This is a genomic window from Curtobacterium flaccumfaciens, from assembly GCF_004361695.1.
In the GTDB taxonomy this organism is placed as follows: Bacteria; Actinomycetota; Actinomycetes; order Actinomycetales; family Microbacteriaceae; genus Curtobacterium; species Curtobacterium flaccumfaciens_B.
This window is the reverse complement of record NZ_SNVW01000007.1, coordinates 97640-117632: the sequence shown is the minus strand read 5'-3', so window position 1 is coordinate 117632 and position 19993 is coordinate 97640. Positions and strand designations below refer to the sequence as shown.

Here is a 19993-nt window from a genome sequence, read left to right as displayed (position 1 = left end):
CAGAGTGGTCGGGGTCGCGCTGCCTAGGGTGGAGCCATGCCGACGCTCGAACGAGTCCCCGCCCTCGCCGCCACCGGATTGGTTGCCGTTTCCGTCGCGGAGGCCCTCGCCGTGCTGCCGAGCGACGTGCTGACACGCATCGAGGCCGCACCGATCGACCCCGATCTGGCGGACACGGCCGCGTTCTCCGATGCCTACGGCTTCCCGCTCGAGGGCGGCGCGAACTGCATCGTCGTCGCGGGCAAGCGCGGCGACGAGGTCCGCTACGCCGCCTGCGTGGTCCTCGCCTCCACGAAGCTCGACGTGAACCGTGTCGTGAAGAAGCTCCTCGACGTGCGGAAGGCGAGCTTCGCGCCGATGGATGCGGCCGTCGCGCTGACCGGCATGGAGTACGGCGGCATCACCCTGATCGGCCTGCCCGCGTCGTGGCCGGTGTACGTCGACGAGCGCGTGCTGCGCGCCCCAGACGTCGTGATCGGCGCCGGTCGCCGAGGCGCGAAGCTGTTCCTGCCGGGTGCCGTCCTGGGCGCGCTGCCGACCGTGACCGTGGTCGACGGCCTCGCGACCGAACCGGAACCGCTCAGCTGAGCACGCCGCGCGCCACGAGCGCCGAGCGGAGGCCCTCGACCCCGGTGTAGTGGTGCACCGTCATCCCGAGCGCCACCGCACCCGTCAGCTTGGCCGCGGAGTCGTCGGTGAAGAAGGCCTCTGCGCCGTCGACCCCGAGGGCGTCGAGCACGTGCTGGAACGCACGGACGTCGGGCTTCGTGACGCCGATCTCGTGCGAGCTGAAGACGGCGTCGACGCGCTCCGGCAGGCCGAACGTCGCGATCTCGGCGGGCACGCCATCGGTGCCGTTCGTCAGCACGGCGGTGGTGTACCCGGCGGCGTGGAGTTCGTCGATGAGCGCGAGGACGTCGGGATCCGGCGCGAACGGCTGGCGTCCCCACGCCTCGGCCGCACCTCGGCTGCCGATGTGGTCGCCGATCGCCCGGACCCAGTCCGCGCGGGTGATCCGACCCGTGGTGACGTCGTCGATCACCGGTGGCGTGAAGGCGAACGACTCGATCGATCCCGGCGGCAGCGCGTGGTCGCGTTCGATCGCGGCGACGTGCGCCGGGTCGAAGTGCCGGATCACACCGTCCAGGTCGAACACGACCGCACGGATCGCTCCAGTGGACGGCACGTCAGAGGTCGACACCTCAGTCGTTCGGGCGGATGAGGCAGAACGGGTGGCCAGCCGGGTCGAGGTAGACGCGGAAGGTGTCGGTCCCCGAACCGGTCGCCGTCGCGCCGATCGCCAGCACCGCGGTCTCGCCGGCGTCGAGGTCGTCGACCTTGACGTCGAGGTGGCTCTGCTGCGGGACGTCCTGCCCCGGCCACTCGGGCTTCCGGTAGTCCGCCACCTGCTGGAACGCCAGGATCGGACGGTGGTCGGTGAAGGGGAGAGCGACCTCGGCCCAGTCCTCGTCGAAGCCGACGATCTCCCCGCCGAGCAGTTCGGCGTAGAAGCGGGCGAGGGCTCGCGGGTCCGGGCAGTCCAGGACGACGACGTCGAGTGTGCCGATCATGGCCGACACAGTAGCCCGATCAGCGCGCGGCCGTCAGTGCCTTCGTGATGCGCTGCAGCGACACCGTCTCGGCCGTGCCGAGCTCCTGCGCGAAGAGGCTGAGGCGGAACTCCTCGAGCATCCACCGAGCGTGCACGAGCTCCGGGTGCGCTCCCACCGCGGGCGGGAAGGTGCCGCCCGCGTCGACGTAGCGGTCGGTCGCGACGGTGACCTCGCGCATCCACGTGGCGTCGCGCCCGGGGTTCTGCAGCAGCTTCTGCACGCGCGCGTCGACGCCCTGCAGGTACACGCGGATACGCCGGAGCCGGTCGAGCCCCGCCACCGACACGAACCCGGGGAACACGAGCCGTTCCATCTGCTGGCGCATGTCGGTCAGTGCCGGCAGGAGGGACATGGAGTTCGCCTGCTTGAGGGACCGTTCGGCCGCGCGGTGGGCGGCGAGGACCGCGGCGACCTCGGACACCGCGGTGAACATCGTGTCCACGACGGTCGAGGACACGGTGTCGCGCACGGCCTCGAACGCCGCCTTCGTGAAGACGAGCCCGTCCGGGTGCTGGCGGCGGATGCCCGCGTCGACGACCGCGGCGAGGACGTCGTCGAACAGTGCAGCCGTCGACGGGTAGGGGCTGGCGGCGAGCGCGAGCTTCTCCTGCGCGGTCAGGTGCGACTGGATGTACGAGACGGGCGACGGCACGGCGTGCATGACGAGGCGACGGACACCGGCGGGCATGCGCACGGCACGGTCGGCCGGGGTGGCGAGGAGCTGCACGCCGACCGTCGCCTTGGGGCCGTCGCCCTCTTCCACGAGTGCGGGGTAGGCGCGGATCACACCGCCGGCCTGCTTCGTGTCGAGGACCTGCGGCAGATCGTCGGACGGCCACGCGGTCAGGCCGGACCGTTCCACCTGCCGACCGCCACCGGCGGACGCGACGCGAGCCGCGCCTCCAGGCCGGCCGGCAGCCCGCACCGTGGCGGAGGCGACGCTCTCCCTGGTCCGGTCCTGCAGCTTGGTCTGCAGGGCGGACAGGTCCTTGCCGGTCTCGACCCGGCGACCGCGCTCGTCGACGACGGCCCACGTCGGCAACAGGTGCGCGGGGACGCGGGACAGGTCGAAGTCGGACTCGGAGACCTGCACGTAGGTCATCCGCTGGATGGCCTTGGCGAGGGTCGCGCGGAACGACTCGGTGGGCTCGGTCGGGGCGTCGTCCGGCAGTTCGGCGACGATCTTCTCCGCCCAGTCCGCCGCGGGGACGACGTTCTTGCGGATCTGCTTCGGCAGCGACTTGATGAGGGCGGTGACGAGTTCCTTCCGGAGGCCGCGCACCTGCCAGTCGAAGCCCTCCTCGCGCATCCGGGGGAGCAGGGCGAGTGGGACCTGGACGCTGACGCCGTCGTCCTGCGCGCCCGGTTCGAAGCGGTACTTGATCGCCAGTCGCTGGTCGCCGCTCCGCCACTGCGTCGGGTACTCGACGTCGTCCTCGGCGGCTTCGGCGGCGGACTCGTCGAGCAGGTCCGACCGGCGCATCGTGAGCAGGTCCGGTTGCTCGCGACGGGTCGTCCGCCACCAGCCCTCGAAGTCGCGCATCGTCGCCACGTCGGCGGGGATCCGGGCGTCGTAGAACTCGTAGACCTTCTCGTCGTCGAGCAGGATGTCGCGGCGGCGGGTGCGCTCCTCGAGCTGTTCGAGCTCCTTGCGGAGCCGACGGTTCGCACGGTCGAAGGCCTGCTGCGACTCCCACTCACCCTCGACGAGGGCGTGCCGGATGAAGAGCTCGCGGGAGTGCACCGGGTCGATCCGGGCGTACTGCACGCGGCGGCGCTGCACGATCGGGACGCCGAACAGCGTGACCCGCTCGTAGGCGACGACCGCGCCCTGCTTCTTCTCCCAGTGCGGCTCGCCGTAGGTGCGCTTGAGCAGGTCGCCGGCGAGGGGCTCCACCCACGTCGGGTCGATCCGGCCGACGGTGCGGGCGAACAGCCGGCTCGTCTCGACCAGTTCGGCGGCCATCACCGCGTCGGGCTGCTTCTTCGCCAGGACACTGCCCGGGAACACCACGAAGCGGGTGTTCCGCGAGCCGAGGTAGTCGCGCTTCTCGCGGTCGCGCAGCCCGATCTGGCTGAGGAGCCCGGCGAGGAGCGAACGGTGCACGGCGTCGCCGTCCTCGCTGCGGGACTGCCCGACCCGGACGTCGACCTGCTTCGCGGCGCGGGACAGCTGCCGGTACAGGTCCTGCCACTCGCGGATGCGCAGGTAGTTGAGGAACTCGGCCTTGCAGAGCCGCCGGAATGCGCTCGACGACAGCTCTTCCTGCTTGTCCTCGATGTGGTTCCAGAGGTTGAGCAGGGTGAGGAAGTCGCTCGTCGGGTCGGCGAAGCGGGCGTGCAGCTGGTCGGCGTGCGCACGCTTCTCGAGGGGTCGTTCGCGGGGGTCCTGGATGCTCAGGGCGCTGACGATCGCGATGACCTCGCGCCCGACGCCCTGCCGTCCGGCCTCGAGCACCATCCGCCCGAGGCGCGGGTCGATCGGCAGGCGCGTGAGCTGCTTGCCGGTCGTCGTGATCTGGCCGCCCTTGTCCACCGCGCGGAGCTCGCGGAGCAGGTCGAGGCCGTCCTTCACACCGCGGGAGTCCGGCGGCTGCAGGAACGGGAACGACTCGATGTCGCCGAACCCGAGCGAGATCATCTGCAGGATCACGGCGGCGAGGTTCGTGCGGAGGATCTCGGGGTCGGTGAACTCCGGACGGCGATCGAAGTCGTCCTCCGAGTACAGGCGGATCGCGATGCCCGCGCTCGTGCGGCCCGCGCGCCCGGAACGCTGGTTCGCGCTCGCCTGCGAGACCGCCTCGATGGGGAGCCGCTGCACCTTCGCCCGCGGCGAGTACCGCGAGATGCGGGCGGTCCCGACGTCGATGACGTACTTGATCCCGGGGACGGTCAGGGAGGTCTCGGCGACGTTCGTCGCGAGGATCACCCGCCGGCGGATGCCCGGGGTGTGCCGTCGCTTGAAGACCCGGTGCTGGTCGGCGGCGGACAGTCGGCCGTACAGGGGCAGGACCTCGGTGCCCGGGTAGTGCTTGCCCTCGATGGCGTCCTGCGCGTCGCGGATCTCGTTCTCGCCGGACAGGAACACGAGGACGTCGCCCGGGTCCTCACGCGCGAGTTCGTCGAGGGCGTCGGTGATGCCCTGCATGGTGTCCCGGTCGTCGGCGTTGCTGCCGCTGTCGCCGGTGCGCGAGTCGGACTCGTCGTCGACGTCGCCCTCGTCGCCGGCGTCCTCGGCCACCAGCGGCCGGTACCGGATCTCCACCGGGTAGGTGCGCCCGGAGACCTCGATGATCGGGGCGTCGCCGAAGTGCTTCGAGAACGACTCCGGGTCGATCGTCGCACTCGTGATGATCAGCTTGAGGTCGGGGCGACGGGCCAGCAGCCGCTTGAGGTACCCGAGCAGGAAGTCGATCGTGAGGGACCGCTCGTGCGCCTCGTCGATGATGATCGTGTCGTAGCGCTTCAGGTCGCGGTCGAAGTGGATCTCGTTGAGCAGGATGCCGTCCGTCATCACCTTGATGCGGGTGTCCGAGCTCACCCGGTCGGTGAAGCGCACCTGGTAGCCGACCAGTCCGCCCAGCTCGCCGCCGAGCTCCTCGGACACGCGCTCGGCGATGGTGCGCGCGGCGATCCGGCGCGGCTGCGTGTGCCCGATGCTCTTCCGACCGAGCTCGAGCGCGATCTTCGGCAGCTGCGTGGTCTTGCCGGAGCCCGTGGCGCCGGCCACGATCACGACCTGGTTGTCACGGATGGCGGCCGCGATGTCGTCCCGCCGCTGCGAGACCGGCAGTTCGGGCGGGTACGTGATGACGGGCGTGGTCGACATGAGCATTCCAGCTTACAGCCGCGCGCAGTCCTGCTCAGCCGCGATCGGCAGCGACGCCGAGCTGCGTGGTGAGTTCGTCACTGGTTCGGGCTGGGAGCGCGCAGACCCGGTCGTGGCAGACGTAGCCCGCGGGGTCCGCGGAGTCGCGTGCCTCGAACAGCTCGAAGCCCGCCGCGGCCCACTCGGACGCCTGCGCCGGCGTGACCAGGGCGACGACCGTGCCCGGCCGACGTGCGGCCCGCGCCGCCGTCCGGAGCGGGTCCGACGGGTCGGACGCCACGACGACGACCTCGCGCGACGGTCGCTGCAGCGCGAGGGCGACCCCGAGGGCATCGGCGTGCCCGAGCGGCCGCTCCGTCCCGGTCTCCGCGCGGTCCGCGACGAGCCGGGCGGCAGCGGTCCGGTACGCCGCGTCGCCGGTGAGTGCCGCGAGCGTCGCCGCGGCCGACGCCAGCGCCACCGTCCCCGAGCGCAGGGCGGTCTGCGGTTGCTCGCCCGTGGCCGTGCCGGCGGCGGCGAGCACCGGGTCGACGTCGAACCGCTCGGCCAGGCCGTCGTCGACCAGGGAGCGTGCGACCTCGGCGGCGCGGACGTCGCCGGTCACGAGCGCCAGCTCGAGCAGCCCCTCGGCGAGGAGCCCGACGTCCTCGATGGTGGGCGGCGCCGCGGACGCGCCGCGCGGCGTGCTCGACCGCACCGTCACGTGCCCGTCGACGACGTGGCTGGCGAGCAGCGCATCGGCTGCGCCGCGTGCGAGCGCGATCATCTCGTCGTCGCCGTGCCGGGTCCCCGCGATGGCGAGCCCGCGGATCGCGAGCCCGTTCCAGCCGGTCAGGACCTGGTCGTCGAGCGGCGGCGGGTCGAGCCGCGCACGCTCGTCGAGCGGCAGCCGGTACCACTCGCCCTCGACACGTCGGCCGTCGATCGTCGACTCGCTGTCCTGGGCGGCGACGAACGCGCCGTCCTCGCGGCGGAGCGTGTCGCGCAGGAAGTCCGCGATGCCCCGCGCCTGCTCGGGGCCGGCGACGGCGAGGAGCCCGGCGTTGTCGTAGAGCATGCGCTCGTAGTGGGGGACGGTCCAGTCGCGCCGGGTCGCGTACCGGAAGACGCCGCCGTCGGCGTCGGTCAGCTCGGAACGCCTGATCGCGTGCAGGGACCGGTCGAGCAGGCCGGCCGCGACACTGCCGTCGCCGTCGCCGTCGCCGCTGCCGTCGCTGCCGCCGCTGTCGTCGCGGCTGTCGCTGTCGCCGCCGTCTGCGGCCACATCGGCGAGGAACTCCAGCAGCGGCGCGCTCGGGAACTTGGGTGCACCGCCGAACCCACCGAAGGTGGTGTCCTCGGCCTGCGACAGCTGGTCGGTGACGGCCCGGATGCGCGCGGCGGCCGGGAGGCGCGGCTCGGCCCCGGCACCCTCCCCACCAGAGCGGGCGGACGCGTCCGCCTCGGCACCCTGCCGGATCGCCGTCGCGATGGCGCTCGCGTTCGCGTCGACCTCGTGCCGACGCGCCGTCCAGGCGTCGAGGACGGCCGCGGTGATCTGCCGGAACGACGGCACCTGCCCGACCGGTGACGGCGGGAAGTACGTGCCCGCGAAGAACACGTGCCCGTCCGGCGTGAGGAACGTCGTCAGCGGCCAACCGAGCTGCTGCGTGAAGGCGCTCGCCGCTGCCATCAGGCTGGCGTCGACGTCGGGGCGTTCCTCGCGGTCGACCTTCACGGCGACGAAGTCCCGCCGCAGGAGCGCGCCGACCTCGGGGTCGGAGAAGCTCTCGCGCGCCATCACGTGGCACCAGTGGCACGTGGCGTACCCGACCGACACCAGGACGGGCACGTCGCGCTCCCGTGCCTCGGCGAAGGCGTCAGGGCCCCACTCGCGCCAGTCCACCGGGTTGCCGGCGTGCTGGCGGAGGTAGGGGCTGACCGAGGCGCCGAGTCGGTTGTCATTCATGGCTCCAGCGTGCACGGTCCGGCCTGGGCGCGGGCGTCGGGAGCGCCCGCTGTGGACGGATCGGCCCCCTCCACAGGGTTCAGCGGGGAAGCCACCCGGTCAGGGACGCGAGCCGGCGTGCGATGTCGGCGGGGGCAGTGGAGTCCGTGTCGATCCTGGTGACCGTGTCCGCGGTGGCCGCGTCGAGCCTCCCGGCCGTCCGTGTGCTGTGCGCGAGCTGCGCTGTCGGCACCGCACCGCCCGCTCGCCTAGCGAGCCGTTCCGCCGTCACGTCGTCACCGGCCCTGAGCAGTACCGCGGTGACCACGGGGTCGTCGCCCATCGCGCGGGCGAGCCGCTCGTGCTCGAGGACCGACACGGTGTTCGTGTAGACCAGCCGGTGGTGCCCGATCTCGCGGTACGCCGCCCACATCGCGGCGAGGTTCCGCTCCGCGAGGTGCGCCTCCGGGTGCTCGACGTGCGGAGCCGGGTGCGCCAGGTCGAGGAGGTCGCCCTCGATCACCGCGTGCCGGACGTCGGCCGCCACGAGCAGGTCGTGCAGTGCCTCGGCCGCGGTGGACTTCCCCACGCCGGAACGCCCACCGATGAAGAAGACCTCGGAGCGGGGCACGGCGTCAGCCCAGGCCGAGCGAGAGCAGGGCGAGGGCGGCGTCCTCCGGGCCGTAGTCGAACATCCGGTCCCAAAACGGGTCGTCCGCCCACGGGACGTCGCCGTCGACGGGGACGGCGTGCGCGGTCTCGACGAGCCAGTCCAGCTCGGGGACGACTGCCGTCGCGAAGGACGGCGGCTGCCAGCCGAGCGCCCGCGCGGCCGTCGTGTCGAGCACGAACGGGGACGGCGACGACCACGGCGTGGTGCCGACGAAGTCCGGGGCGTCCTCGTCGAGCAGGACCTCGTCGAAGGGGTGGTCGAGGTGCCCGGCGATCGTCCGGACGATCTCGAGCACGGACGGCGCGGTCTCGTCGGCGACGTTGAGGATGCGACGGTCCGGGCTGTCCGCGAGCAGTCGGACGAGCGATCCGATGCCGCTGGCCGCGGTGGTGTGGTCGACCCCGCGACCCCGGTCCGCGAGCAGGATGCGCTCCCGGTCGTCGAGCACCCGGCGGACCACGAACCACTCGCGTGGCCGGCCGATGCCGACGCCGTACACCTTCGACGGACGGAGCACCGTGACCGGGGCGCCGTGGTCGAGGAGGACCTGCTCGGCGGCGACCTTCGCGGCACCGTAGCCGTCGCGGCTCGTCGGGTCACCGTCGGACGCGGTCACGGTGGGCTGCAGCTCGGTGACCGCACCGCCGAACACCGGCTTCTCGACGGAGTTCGCGTGCCGCCCCTGCTCGTCGACGTAGACGGCCTTCGACGACACGAACACCGTCGAGCCGACGTCGTCGAGGAACGGGCGGAGCTGGACGGCGTCGTCGCGGGTCAGCCCGACGGTGTCCACCAGCAGGTCGGCCCCGGGGCGGAGGAGCTCGCGGAGCGTGCTCGTGTCCCGCCGGTCGCCGGGGACGAACGTCGCGCCGGCAGCGGTCAGGGCATCGGCCACCGGGCCGCCACGACGGGCGACCACTTCGACCTGCCAGTCGTCACCACCCCGGCCCGAGGCGTCGAGGAGCGCACGCGCGACGGCCGAACCGATCCCGCCGGTACCGCCGAGGACGACCGCGCGTCTGGTGCTCATGCGTGCAACGGTAGTGCGCGCGCGCCCCGTGCACGCGCCGATCCGTCGTCAGGAAGCGAGCGGCTCCGGTTCGCGGCGCCACCAGTCGAGCAGGGAGCCGTCGTAGACCCGGACCTTCTCGTGCCCGAGGACCGTCAGCGCCAGGGCGTCGACGCACGCGGCGCTGCCCACGCCGCAGTACGTCACGATCTCCTCGGCATCGATCACCTCGGCGAAGGCGGCCGCGAGTGCCGGCCCCCGCAGGTAGGCGTTCGTCTTCGGGTCGACGATGGTGTCGAGCGCGATCGAGGTGCTGCCCGGCACGACCGGCGGGTGCTCGGTGCCGAGTGAGGACTGCGGGGCCGCCAGCACGAGGGAGGCGGGCTGTTCGCCGCTGACGGCACGGCGGACGCGCTCGTGGTCGGCCCAGAGCGGGCGCTCCTCGCCCGCGAGGAAGACGTCGGTGGGGGTGCTCGCCGCCGAGGTCCCGTCGGCAGGGGCGCAGTCGACCCGGGCCACGGTGGCCGAGGCCCTGTCGGCCGGGGCCCTGTCGGCACGTGTCCCGCCTGCTGGGACCGTGTCGGGACGAGTCCCGTCGATCAGGGTCTCGTCGACCGGGGACCCGTTGGCCGGGGTCCCGCTGGCCGGCATCGTGGCCGCCGGGGCCTCGTCGGCCGGGGTTCCGCTGGTCGCGGTCGTGGCCTTGTTCGTGACCGCCGGGGCCTCGTCGGCCGGAGTCCCGCCGGTCGGGGTCGGGGCGCCGGACGTCCGGCGCGCCGGGGTCCGGAGGGCACCCACCCGGACCGGACGGCCCTCGTCGCGCCACTTCGTGAAGCCGCCGTCGAGGACCGCGACCGAGTCGAACCCGAACGACCGGAAGATCCACCACAGACGCGCCGACCACTCGCCGAGGCTGTCGTCGTAGACCACGACCGTCGAGGTGTTCGTCACGCCGAGGTCGCGCGCGGCGGCCTCGAACCGCTCGGCGCCGGGACGGGTGAAGGGCACGTCGGCCTGGGGCGTGGAGAACGCCTCGACCAGGTCGGCGTAGCGGGCGCCGGGCACGTGGCCGCGCTGCTCGTAGGTGTCCTGCGCGGTGTGCCACATCGTGTCGAGACCGGTGCCCTCCGCGTGCACGGAGGCGTCGAGCACGACGAGCTCGTCAGCACCGAGGTGGTCTGCGAGCCACTGCGTCGACACGAGCGGCGAGGTCAGGACGGGGGCCATGGCGCCCAGGCTAAACGGGACCCCTGACGTCTGCGAGGGAATCGGACACACTGCGCAACGCGGGCCCGGTTCGGTCCGTCGTGATTCGGTCGGCCGCGCGAGGTGGGACCTCCGGGCGGCGACTCCGGACGACACCGGACGACACCGTGGACGTCGTACGACGTCCACGGTGTCGCACGCGGGCGCGTGCAACTGCCGGCGTGTGCACGGAGCGACGACGTCGTTGTCGTACGACGTCGACGAAGTCGTTCGGCGTGCGCGCACCCCGAGCGCGCGACCCGCACCCGTGCCCACCGGCGCGTCCGCACCCACACCCGCCGGCGCACCCGAGCGCGCGACCCCGCCCGGACGCCGAACGGCCCGCCCCGGAGACCGGGACGGGCCGTGTCGTACTGCGCTGGAGGTCAGTGCGCGGCGGTCGGGATGCTCCCGGTCACCGCGGCGCTGGCGTGCGCGAGCTTGTCGAGCCGGACCTTCTGCCGGTTGATGAGGAGCCCACCGGCCAGGGCGACCAGGACGAGCACGCCCGCCGAGATGCCGAACGCCACGTGGTAGCCGTCGAGGACCGCCTGCGCCTGCTGCAGCTTCGTGGGCGCCGCCGACAGCCCGGAGAGGCTGTCCTTCACGACGTCGGCGAAGATCGTCGACAGCAGCGCGGTGCCGATCGAGCCACCGATCTGCTGCATCGTGTTCACCGTCGCCGAGGCCACGCCGGCGTCGGCGCGGGCCACCCCGGTCGTCGCGGTGTTCATCGCGGACGAGAAGATCGTCCCCATGCCGAGGCCGATGACGATCAGCGCGGGCAGGACGGTGCCGGCGTACGAGCTGTCGAGGTCGGTGCGCAGGAGCAGCAACAGCCCGGTCGCCGCGACGAGGCCACCGGCGAAGATGAGCACCTTCGGGCCGACGCGGGGCAGCAGTCGCCCACCGATCTGCGTCGCCGAGATCATGATCGACAGGGGCATCGGCAGGAACGCCAGACCGGTCTGCAGCGACGAGAACCCGAGGGTCTGCTCGAGGTAGTAGGTCAGGAACAGGAAGATGCCGAACATGCCGATCGCCACCAGGCCGATCGCGATGAACGACCCGCCGCGGTCACGGTCGAGCACGACACGGAGCGGGAGCAGCGGGTGCGCGACGCGGGTCTCGATGACGACGAACGCGGCGATCAGCACGACGCCCACGGCGAGCATGGCGATCGTGACGGGGGAGTCCCAGCCGTTCGTCTCGGCGTTCGAGAATCCGTAGACGACGCCGACCAGGCCGAGCGTGATCGTGACGACCCCGAGCACGTCGATGCGCGGCCGGTCGACCTTCGGCGGCTTCTCCATGAAGACGAGCGCGCCGATCACGCCGAGCACGGCGAAGACGACGTTGACGTAGAGGCACCAGCGCCACGAGGCGTACTCGGTGAGGACGCCGCCGAGGAGCAGGCCGATGGCCGCACCCGAGCCGGCGATGGACCCGAAGATGCCGAACGCGCGACCGCGCTCCTTCGGGTCGCGGAAGGTCGTGGTGAGCATGCCGAGCGCGGACGGGGCGAGCAGCGCGCCGAACACGCCCTGCAGGGCACGGGCCGCGACGAGCAGGCCGAACGAGTCCGCCAGGCCGCCGAGCACCGACGCGACCGCGAAGCCGACGAGCCCGATGATGAAGGTGTTCTTGCGACCGAAGAGGTCACCGAGGCGGCCGCCGAGCAGGAGCAGGGAGCCGAACGCGAGCGAGTACGCGGTGACGATCCACTGCCGCTGGTCGGTGCCGAAGCCGAGGTCCGCCTGTGCGGAGGGCAGCGCGATGTTCACGATGGTCGCGTCGAGCACGACCATCAGCTGTGCGAGGGCGATGACCGCCAGGGCGATCCAACGGTGGTTGGCCTTGGCGGGGGTGGCGCCGGGAGTCGTGGGTGCTGCCCCGGTGGGGGTCGGCACGGTTCGTTCTGCCGTCACGGCAGCCTCCTTCGAGAAGGTGGAGGGAGGAGCGCGCACCGTCGAGCGTCCTCAGGGAGATGGAATCAAGCGGATGCGATGCATCCGCTTGTGGTCAGTGTAGACCGAAACGGAAGGACCGCATCCACTTATTCCCAGAAAGTTCAACTACGTTCGATCCCGTGAGCACCACCGACTCCGCTGAACTCGAGCGCCCCCTCCGAGCCGACGCCGCCCGCAACCGCGAGCTGATCCTGCAGACGGCACGCAAGTGCTTCGCGGAGCGCGGCCTCTCCGTCACGCTCAACGACATCGCGCACGAGGCCGGGGTCGGCGTGGGGACCGTCTACCGGCGGTTCGCCGACAAGGACTCCCTGATCGAGGCGCTCCTCGCCACCAAGTTCGAGGCGATGAACGACGCCGCGGCCCGCGCTGCCGACGAGACCGATCCCCGCGAGTCGCTCCGGGTGTACCTGATGGGCGTGTTCGAGTTCCGCGCACGCGACCGTGCGCTCGCCGACGCCATCGTGCGTGCCGGCAAGTCCCGCCCGTCGATCGTGCAGGAGCGCGACCGGCTCGAGTCGCAGGTGACCGAGATCATCGGTCGTGCCCGCGCCGCCGGGGTGGTCCGGCCCGGGTTCGACTACCGCGACCTGCCGATGCTCACCTCGATGGTCGGTGCCGTCGCGGATGCCACCCGCGAGCACGACCCGAACGCCTGGCGCCGCTACGCCGAGCTCGTCGTCGAGGGGGTGCTGCCCGGGGATCCCGAGGCGCCGATGCTCGGTTCGCCCCTCGACCGCGAGTCCATCGAGCGCGCGCTGCACGCGCAGTCGTGACCACCTGACCGGCGGGGGCACCTGCCGGACCGGCACCGCGCCTCCAGGCAGTGGAGCAGGGGAGCCGCTACAGCCAGCTGGGCACCCAGTAGTGGGACCGGATGAAGTCCCACGGCATCTGGATGCCGGTCCACATGGGGTACCAGTACGCCGACGCCAGCACCACGACCCCGAGGTACACGCCGACCCAGACGACCGCGCGGGTCCGTCGTGGCCGTGGGTCCGTCCGTGACCCGAGCACCAACCCGATCGCGGCCGCCAGCGCCATCACCATGAAGGGCTCGAAGGCGATCGTGTAGAACTGGAAGACCGTCCGGTTCACGTACAGCAGCCACGGCAGGTACCCCGCCGCGACGCCCATCAGCACGAACGCGTACTCCCACCGGCGCCGCAGGATCCAGAGCACGAGCAGTGCCACGGTCGCGATGACCGCCGCGTACCAGATGAACGGGTTCGCGATGCCGGTGATCGCCTCGCCGCACCGGTTCGACGTGCAGCCGTCCTGGCCGGCGTTCGTGCCGACGTAGTACATCGACGTCGGCCGCTGCATGACGAGCCAGAGCAGCGGGTTCGCCTGGTACGAGTGCGGCGTGTGCAGGCCGATGTTGAACCCGTAGATCTCGGACTGGTAGTGCCACCAGTTCTGCACGCTGTCCGGCACCCACGACAGCACACCGGTCCAACGCTGCCCGCCGGAGACGATCCAGTTCCGGTCCCAGCCGTCCTTCGAGACGAACCAGCCGGTCCACGACGCCAGGTAGGTGACCGCAGCGATCGGCACGGTGAGCAGGAACGACACGGGGCCCTGCTGCAGCCACGCGCTCGACGACCAGAACTCCACCCCGGCGCGCTTCCGCAGCATCATGTCGGTCAGCACGGAGTACACCGCGAAGAACGCGAGGAAGTACATGCCGGACCACTTCGTGGCGGTCGCGAGCCCGAGCGCGAGACCCATCGCGAGCAACCAGGGTCGCCACCAGAGCACCGGCCCCCACAGGGTGTCCCGCCCGGCCGCGGCCCGGCGGGCGACCCACCGGTCGAGCCGTCGCTCCGTCCACCGCCGGTCGAGCAACAGCGCGCCGAACCCGAGGACCACGAAGAACGTCAGGATCCCGTCGAGCAGCGTCACCCGGGACATCACGATCGCCTGCCCGTCGACGGCCAGGAAGAACCCGGCGAGCGTCCCGATCAGCGTCGAGCGGAACAGCGACCGGGCGATCACCGCGGTGAGGAACACCGTCGCGATGCCGAGCACGGCGACCGCGAAGCGCCAGCCGAAGGAGTCGCCCGCGCCGAACAGCAGCATCCCGAGGCCGATGAGGTACTTGCCGAGCGGCGGGTGCGCGATGAACTCGGCCGCACTCGTGTAGATGTCCGTCTGCCCGTCCGCGAACCGCTGGTCCGTCGTCGGCAGGGAGTCGTCGTTCGGGTTCGACGGCCAGGTGCTCTCGTACCCGAGGTGCACGATCGACCAGCCGTCCTTGACGTAGTACGTCTCGTCGAACACCAGCGAGTGCGGGTGCCCGAGGCTCACCAGGCGCAGCACCGCGGCCAGCAGGGTCACCGCGATCGGCCCCGCCCAGCGCCAGGCGGCGACGCGCCACCCCACGGACAGGACGCGTCCCCACCAGTCGTCGAGGCGGGAGCCGACCGGCCCCGCGGGGACGGCGGTGCGGTCGTCGGTCAGCTCGCTGGTCATCGCGCACATCCTACGGATGCGGGCGAGCGGCGCGCTGCGACGACAATGGGGTGGTGATCGTCCTCGCAGCAACGCCCATCGGCAACCTCGGCGACGCCTCCCGGAGGCTGATCGAGACGCTCTCGAACGCGAGCGTCGTGGCCGCCGAGGACACCCGCACCGCGATCCACCTCATGCGTGCGCTCGGCATCGAGAACCGGCCGCGGCTCATCGCGCTGCACGAGCACAACGAGCGCGCGAAGGCGGCCGAGGTCGTGGAGCTCGCCCGCGACGAGGACGTGGTGGTCCTGACCGACGCCGGGATGCCGGCGATCAGCGACCCCGGGTTCCCCCTGGTCGAGGCCGCCGCGGCCGCCGGGGTGACCGTGACCGCGCTGCCGGGGCCGTCCGCGGTGCTCATGGCGCTCGCCGTGTCCGGGTTGCCCACGGACCGCTTCAGCTTCGAGGGCTTCCCGACGCGCAAGGCGGGGGAGCGCCGCCGGCTCTTCGCGTCGCTGGCCGGCGAGCAGCGCACGATGGTGTTCTTCGAGTCGCCGCACCGGCTGGCGGACACGCTCACCGACATGGCCGCCGGCTTCGGCGACGACCGACGGGCGGTCGTCTGCCGCGAGCTCACGAAGCTCTACGAAGAGGTCCGGCGCGGCTCCGTCGCGGAGCTCGCGGCGTGGGCCGCGGACGGGGTCAAGGGCGAGATCTGCATCGTCGTCGAGGGATCGTCCGGCTCCGGCGACGACGTCTCGCTCGAGGACGGCGTGCGGCTGGTGCTCGAGCGGGTCGCCGCCGGTTCCCGCATGAAGGAGGCCGCGGCGGCCGTCGCGGACGCGACGGGGCTGTCGAAACGGGACCTCTACGAGGGCGCGCTGGCCGCGCGGTAACAGGGCTCCACGGCCGGACTGGAGGCGCGGGACGGCGCCGCCACGCGCCTCCCGTCCGGTTCTCCACAGGCTGCGCGCGGGGCGCGTCATGCTGCCCCGGCGCGCCCGTAGGATGGTCGGCATGTCCGACGGGTCCTCGTTCAGCATCACCACGCCGATCTTCTACGTGAACGACGTGCCCCACATCGGGCACGCCTACACCGAGGTCGCCGCGGACGTCCTCGCGCGCTGGCACCGTCAGCGCGGCGACGACACCTGGCTCCTCACCGGCACCGACGAGCACGGGCAGAAGATCCTGCGCACCGCCTCCGCGAACGACGTGACCCCGAAGGAGTGGGCCGACCGCCTCGTGACCGAGGCCTGGAAGCCCCTGCTCGACACCGTCGACGTGGCGAACGACGACTTCATCCGCACCACCGACGAGCGCCACGAGAAGGGCGTCACGGCGTTCCTGCAGAAGCTCTACGACGACGGCTACATCTACGCCGGCGAGTTCGAGGGCTTCTACTGCGTCGGGTGCGAGGAGTACAAGCAGCCGAGCGACCTCGTCCCCGGCACCGGTGCGTACGAGGGGCAGCAGGTCTGCGCGATCCACTCGATCCCGGTCGAGGTGCTGTCCGAGCGCAACTACTTCTTCCGGATGTCCGACTTCGAGCAGCGCCTGCTCGACCTGTACGAGTCGAACCCGCTGTTCATCCAGCCGGAGAGCGTCCGGAACGAGATCATCTCCTTCGTCAAGCAGGGGCTGCGCGACCTGTCGATCTCGCGGTCCAGCTTCGACTGGGGCATCACCATCCCGTGGGACAGCGACCACGTGCTGTACGTGTGGTTCGACGCCCTGCTCAACTACGTGACAGCCCTCGGCTACGGCAGCGACGACGACGAGGCGTTCCGGCGACTCTGGCCGAGCGTGCACATCGTCGGCAAGGACATCGCCCGGTTCCACGCCGTGATCTGGCCGGCGATGCTCATGGCGGCCGGGCTCCCCGTCCCCGAGCGCGTGTTCGGCCACGGCTGGCTGCTCGTGGGCGGCGAGAAGATGTCGAAGTCGAAGCTGACCGGCATCGCGCCGTCGGAGATCACCGACACCTTCGGCTCCGACGCGTTCCGCTACTACTTCCTCCGCGCGATCACCTTCGGGCAGGACGGCAACTTCAGCTGGGAGGACATCTCCGCCCGCTACCAGGCCGAGCTCGCGAACGGCTTCGGCAACCTCGCCTCGCGTCTCGTCGCGATGCTGCAGAAGTACTTCGACGGTGCGGTGCAGTCGCGCGGCGACCTGACCCCGTCGGACCAGGCGATCGATGCCCTGGCCGTCTCCGTCACCGAGCGCGCCGACGCCGCCATCGCCGCGTTCGCCCCGCACGAGGCGATCGCCGCCGTGTGGGAGCTCGTCGACGCCCTGAACGGCTACATCACCGAGCAGCAGCCGTGGGCGCTGTCGAAGGACGACGCGAACCGCGAACGCCTCGGCACCGTCCTGACCACCGCGCTCCGCGGCCTCGGCACCGTCGCGGTGCTGCTGTCCCCGGTCATGCCCAAGGCGACCGAGAAGCTCTGGGCCTCGATCGGTGCGGGCGGTTCCGTCGCCGAGCAGCGCGTCGACCGGGCATGGGAGTGGCAGGGCGCGGAGCAGGTCGTCCCGCTCGAGAGCGGGCTGTTCCCGCGCATCGAGCAGGCGGAGCAGGGCGCAGCGTGACCGACGCCCACCTCCGCGCCCGCGGCGACGGGGACGGCTCCAAGCGTGACCTGACCTACCCGCCGCTGCCCGAGGCGCTCGTGGTGCCGGTCTACGACAACCACACGCACATGGAGATCGCCGACGGCGGCGACGGTGCGCTCGACTACCGCGAGCACCTCGACCGTGCGTCGAGCGTCGGGGTGCGCGGTGTCGTGCAGGTCGGCACCGACCTGGCGACCTCCGAGTGGTCGGCCGCGATCGCCGCGCGCGAGCCCCGTGTCCTGGCGGCCGTGGCGCTCCACCCGAACGAGGCGCCGTCGCTGCAGGAACAGGGGCTGCTCGACGAGCACCTCGCCGGGATCGAACGACTCGCCGCGCTGCCGCGGGTCCGGGCGATCGGCGAGACCGGCCTCGACTTCTTCCGCACCGGTGAAGACGGCCGTGACGCGCAGATCCGCTCCTTCGAGGAACACATCCGCATCGCGAAGGAGCACGACCTCGCGCTGACGATCCACGACCGCGACGCGCACGACGCCGTCGTCGAGGTCCTCGACCGCGTCGGCGCTCCCGAGAAGACGGTGTTCCACTGCTTCTCCGGCGGGCCTGACCTCGCCCGGCTCTGTGCCGAGCGCGGCTGGTACATGTCCTTCGCGGGCACGGTCACCTTCAAGAACGCGGAGCCCCTGCGCGAGGCCCTGCGCGTCGCGCCGCGGCACCTCATCATGATCGAGACCGACGCGCCGTTCCTCACCCCGACCCCGTTCCGCGGTCGGCCGAACGCGCCGTACCTCATCCCGCTCACCCTGAGATCGATGGCGGAGACCATCGGCACGGACCCCTCGATGCTCGCGGCGCAGATCGCCTCGACCACCGAGCTCGTCTACGGCGCGTGGGACGCCGAGCCCGTCACGGTGGACGGGTAGTCGTGGCGAGCCTGCTCGGCCCGGCGGAGATCCGGGACCTCGCGGCCAAGCTCGACGTCACCCCGACGAAGAAGCTCGGCCAGAACTTCGTGCACGACGCCAACACCGTCCGGCGGATCGTCGCGTCCGGCCGGGTCACGCCGGAGTCGAAGGTGCTCGAGATCGGCCCCGGGCTCGGCTCGCTGACGCTCGGGCTGACCGAGACCGGAGCGTCCGTCACCGCGGTCGAGATCGACGGCCGCCTCGCCGCCCAGCTGCCTGCGACCGTCGCCGCCATGCAGCCGGACGCCCGGCTCCGGGTCGTGCACCAGGACGCCCTCGCCGTCACCGCCGGCGACCTGCCGGAAGCACCGACCCACGTCGTCGCGAACCTGCCGTACAACGTGTCCGTCCCGGTGCTGCTGCACCTGCTCGCGACCTTCCCCTCGATCGAGCGGGCACTCGTGATGGTGCAGGCCGAGGTCGGCTACCGCATCGCCGCCGACCCGGGCAGCAAGGTCTACGGCTCGCCCAGCGTGAAGGCCGCCTGGTACGGCTCGTGGTCGATCGCCGGGCAGGTCAGCCGGCAGGTCTTCTGGCCGGTGCCGAACGTCGACAGCGTGCTCGTCGCCTTCGACCGGCACGAGCAGCCGGGTGACGAGCGGCTCCGGGCACAGGTGTTCGCCCTGGTCGACGGTGCCTTCCAGCAGCGGCGGAAGATGCTGCGGCAGAGCCTGTCGGGCGTGCTCGGCGGGAGTGCCCGCGCGTCCGAGCTGCTGACCGCCGCCGGGGTCGATCCGACCGCGCGTGGTGAGATGCTCAGCGCCGACGACTTCGTGCGCCTCGGCCGGACGGTCCTGAGCGCCGCGGAGTAGCAGTCCCCGGCCCGGCCGGTGCGGGTGTCGGTCCCGGTGTCCTTTCTGTGTGCGTTTCCGGTGTCGTCGCCGTCCGCCAGTGGCCGGGGCGCTGGAACCCGTCCGGCAGCAGCGTCTCGGCGTCACCTCGGGCAGCGTTGACCTGCATCTGGGTCAGGAACAGCGCGCCGCGCAGGTCGGTGCCCCGTACGTCCGCGTCACGGAGGTCCACCCCGAGCAGGTCGCACCGGTCGAGCGTCGTCCCGCGCAGGTCGGCAGCGATCGCGAGGCTGCCGCGCAGGGTCCGCCCGCGGAGGTCGGCGCGACGGAGGTCGGCACCGACGAGGTCCGAGCCGGGCACGAGTCGAGGGTCCGGCGATCCCGTCCGCACGCCCGCACGAGCGCGTTCGCTGGCCTCGACCAGGAGCGGGCGGGCGCGGTCGTACTCGGCGTCCACGTCGAGCGTGGCGAGGTCCTCGGGGGTGCCGTCGCTCAGTCGGCGGACGCGCTCGAACGCCTCGAGCCACCGAGCGGCGTCGGCAGCCGGCCGGTCTCGGCTCGCGAGCGTGACCGCCTCGTCGAGGTACCGCAGCAGGTCGTGCAGCCGCCGGACGATCGGGAACGTCGCGAACATGGACCGTTGCGTCTCGGCGTCGTCCCGCCACGATCTGCCGGCGAAGGTGTGCTGCGAGACCTTCTGCCCGGCGCCGGAGCAGTCGAACACCGTGCACCCGGCGAATCCGCGGTCACGGAGGTGCGGGTGGATCCGGCAGCCGTCGGCGTCGTCGAGGTTCTCGCAGGGGTCGCCCGCGGCCTTGTCGAACGGGAAGTCGGCGGACTTCGCGAACGCCAGCGCGACGCAGCACAGCCCGAAGCAGTTCGCGCAGTCGGCGCCGAGGTCTTCGCGGCGCCCGAGGGTCACTCGTGTCCGAGTCATCGC

At 72.0% G+C, this 19993-nt stretch carries 16 protein-coding genes; 6 read left to right on the top strand and 10 right to left on the bottom strand.

From position 1 onward, the window contains the following. Nucleotides 1–36 precede the first annotated feature (36 nt). Entirely contained in the window at nt 37–588 is a 552-nt protein-coding gene (locus tag EDF64_RS11470; RefSeq protein WP_133520119.1) for a YbaK/EbsC family protein, read from the top strand. Here the strand turns inward: EDF64_RS11470 and EDF64_RS11465 are convergent. The 8 genes from EDF64_RS11465 to EDF64_RS11430 all read right to left on the bottom strand — a co-directional run bounded on the left by EDF64_RS11465 (nt 581) and on the right by EDF64_RS11430 (nt 12224). Further along, entirely contained in the window at nt 581–1201 is a 621-nt protein-coding gene (locus EDF64_RS11465) for an HAD family hydrolase (RefSeq protein WP_243736360.1), read from the bottom strand. The two genes, EDF64_RS11470 and EDF64_RS11465, sit on opposite strands and share 8 nt — an antisense overlap. Nucleotide 1202: 1 nt before the next feature. Further along, complete coding sequence (locus EDF64_RS11460; protein ID WP_166645701.1) at nt 1203–1571, bottom strand: VOC family protein; 369 nt, start codon at nt 1569–1571, stop codon at nt 1203–1205. A 19-nt stretch (nt 1572–1590) separates the two neighbouring features. Continuing rightward, the gene (hrpA, locus tag EDF64_RS11455) at nt 1591–5442 is read right to left on the bottom strand and encodes an ATP-dependent RNA helicase HrpA (RefSeq protein WP_133520117.1); all 3852 of its coding nucleotides are present in this window, start codon (nt 5440–5442) and stop codon (nt 1591–1593) included. A 34-nt stretch (nt 5443–5476) separates the two neighbouring features. Beyond that, a complete protein-coding gene (locus EDF64_RS11450) occupies nt 5477–7390 on the bottom strand; it encodes a thioredoxin domain-containing protein (protein WP_133520116.1) in 1914 nt (637 codons plus the stop codon). A gap of 79 nt (nt 7391–7469) precedes the next feature. Continuing rightward, a complete protein-coding gene (locus tag EDF64_RS11445; RefSeq protein WP_133520115.1) occupies nt 7470–8000 on the bottom strand; it encodes an AAA family ATPase in 531 nt (176 codons plus the stop codon). A 4-nt stretch (nt 8001–8004) separates the two neighbouring features. Continuing rightward, nucleotides 8005–9072 carry an NAD-dependent epimerase/dehydratase family protein gene (locus EDF64_RS11440; RefSeq protein ID WP_133520114.1) on the bottom strand — a complete coding sequence of 356 codons (1068 nt, stop codon included), beginning with the start codon at nt 9070–9072 and terminating at the stop codon, nt 8005–8007. A gap of 48 nt (nt 9073–9120) precedes the next feature. After that, nucleotides 9121–10278 (bottom strand): sulfurtransferase, encoded by a 1158-nt coding sequence (locus EDF64_RS11435; RefSeq protein WP_133520113.1) that lies wholly within the window; start codon nt 10276–10278, stop codon nt 9121–9123. A 404-nt stretch (nt 10279–10682) separates the two neighbouring features. Continuing rightward, the gene (locus EDF64_RS11430; RefSeq protein WP_133520112.1) at nt 10683–12224 is read right to left on the bottom strand and encodes an MFS transporter; all 1542 of its coding nucleotides are present in this window, start codon (nt 12222–12224) and stop codon (nt 10683–10685) included. Nucleotides 12225–12385: 161 nt separating this feature from the next. Between EDF64_RS11430 and EDF64_RS11425 the strand changes: the two genes are divergently transcribed. Next, entirely contained in the window at nt 12386–13042 is a 657-nt protein-coding gene (locus tag EDF64_RS11425) for a TetR/AcrR family transcriptional regulator (protein ID WP_166645700.1), read from the top strand. Nucleotides 13043–13109: 67 nt separating this feature from the next. On the opposite strand, the gene EDF64_RS11420 is transcribed toward EDF64_RS11425, so the two are convergent. Continuing rightward, complete coding sequence (locus EDF64_RS11420) at nt 13110–14741, bottom strand: dolichyl-phosphate-mannose--protein mannosyltransferase (protein ID WP_133520110.1); 1632 nt, start codon at nt 14739–14741, stop codon at nt 13110–13112. Nucleotides 14742–14794: 53 nt separating this feature from the next. Here EDF64_RS11420 and rsmI point away from each other — a divergent pair, with 53 nt between their 5' ends. The 4 genes from rsmI to rsmA all read left to right on the top strand — a co-directional run bounded on the left by rsmI (nt 14795) and on the right by rsmA (nt 19074). Then, on the top strand, nt 14795–15616 hold the full coding sequence (gene rsmI, locus EDF64_RS11415) for a 16S rRNA (cytidine(1402)-2'-O)-methyltransferase (protein WP_133520109.1): 822 nt from the start codon (nt 14795–14797) through the stop codon (nt 15614–15616). Nucleotides 15617–15737: 121 nt separating this feature from the next. Beyond that, the gene (metG, locus tag EDF64_RS11410; RefSeq protein ID WP_133520108.1) at nt 15738–17315 is read left to right on the top strand and encodes a methionine--tRNA ligase; all 1578 of its coding nucleotides are present in this window, start codon (nt 15738–15740) and stop codon (nt 17313–17315) included. Continuing rightward, entirely contained in the window at nt 17312–18220 is a 909-nt protein-coding gene (locus tag EDF64_RS11405; protein WP_133520107.1) for a TatD family hydrolase, read from the top strand. The genes metG and EDF64_RS11405 overlap by 4 nt, the downstream gene beginning before the upstream one ends. 2 nt (nt 18221–18222) lie before the next feature. After that, complete coding sequence (rsmA, locus tag EDF64_RS11400; protein ID WP_133520106.1) at nt 18223–19074, top strand: 16S rRNA (adenine(1518)-N(6)/adenine(1519)-N(6))-dimethyltransferase RsmA; 852 nt, start codon at nt 18223–18225, stop codon at nt 19072–19074. Here rsmA and EDF64_RS11395 read toward each other — a convergent pair. Beyond that, nucleotides 19019–19990 carry a pentapeptide repeat-containing protein gene (locus EDF64_RS11395; protein WP_133520105.1) on the bottom strand — a complete coding sequence of 324 codons (972 nt, stop codon included), beginning with the start codon at nt 19988–19990 and terminating at the stop codon, nt 19019–19021. The genes rsmA and EDF64_RS11395 overlap by 56 nt on opposite strands. Between the last annotated feature and the right edge of the window lie 3 nt (nt 19991–19993).

Bases quoted from the DNA above. Each gene is read 5' to 3' on its own strand.
- EDF64_RS11395 (WP_133520105.1), bottom strand. From the start codon at position 19,990: ATGACTCGGACACGAGTGACCCTCGGGCGCCGCGAAGACCTCGGCGCC.
- EDF64_RS11470 (WP_133520119.1), top strand. From the start codon at position 37: ATGCCGACGCTCGAACGAGTCCCCGCCCTCGCCGCCACCGGATTGGTT.
- EDF64_RS11460 (WP_166645701.1), bottom strand. From the start codon at position 1,571: ATGATCGGCACACTCGACGTCGTCGTCCTGGACTGCCCGGACCCGCGA.
- hrpA (WP_133520117.1), bottom strand. From the start codon at position 5,442: ATGTCGACCACGCCCGTCATCACGTACCCGCCCGAACTGCCGGTCTCG.
- EDF64_RS11450 (WP_133520116.1), bottom strand. From the start codon at position 7,390: ATGAATGACAACCGACTCGGCGCCTCGGTCAGCCCCTACCTCCGCCAG.
- metG (WP_133520108.1), top strand. From the start codon at position 15,738: ATGTCCGACGGGTCCTCGTTCAGCATCACCACGCCGATCTTCTACGTG.
- EDF64_RS11435 (WP_133520113.1), bottom strand. From the start codon at position 10,278: ATGGCCCCCGTCCTGACCTCGCCGCTCGTGTCGACGCAGTGGCTCGCA.
- EDF64_RS11440 (WP_133520114.1), bottom strand. From the start codon at position 9,072: ATGAGCACCAGACGCGCGGTCGTCCTCGGCGGTACCGGCGGGATCGGT.
- EDF64_RS11420 (WP_133520110.1), bottom strand. From the start codon at position 14,741: ATGACCAGCGAGCTGACCGACGACCGCACCGCCGTCCCCGCGGGGCCG.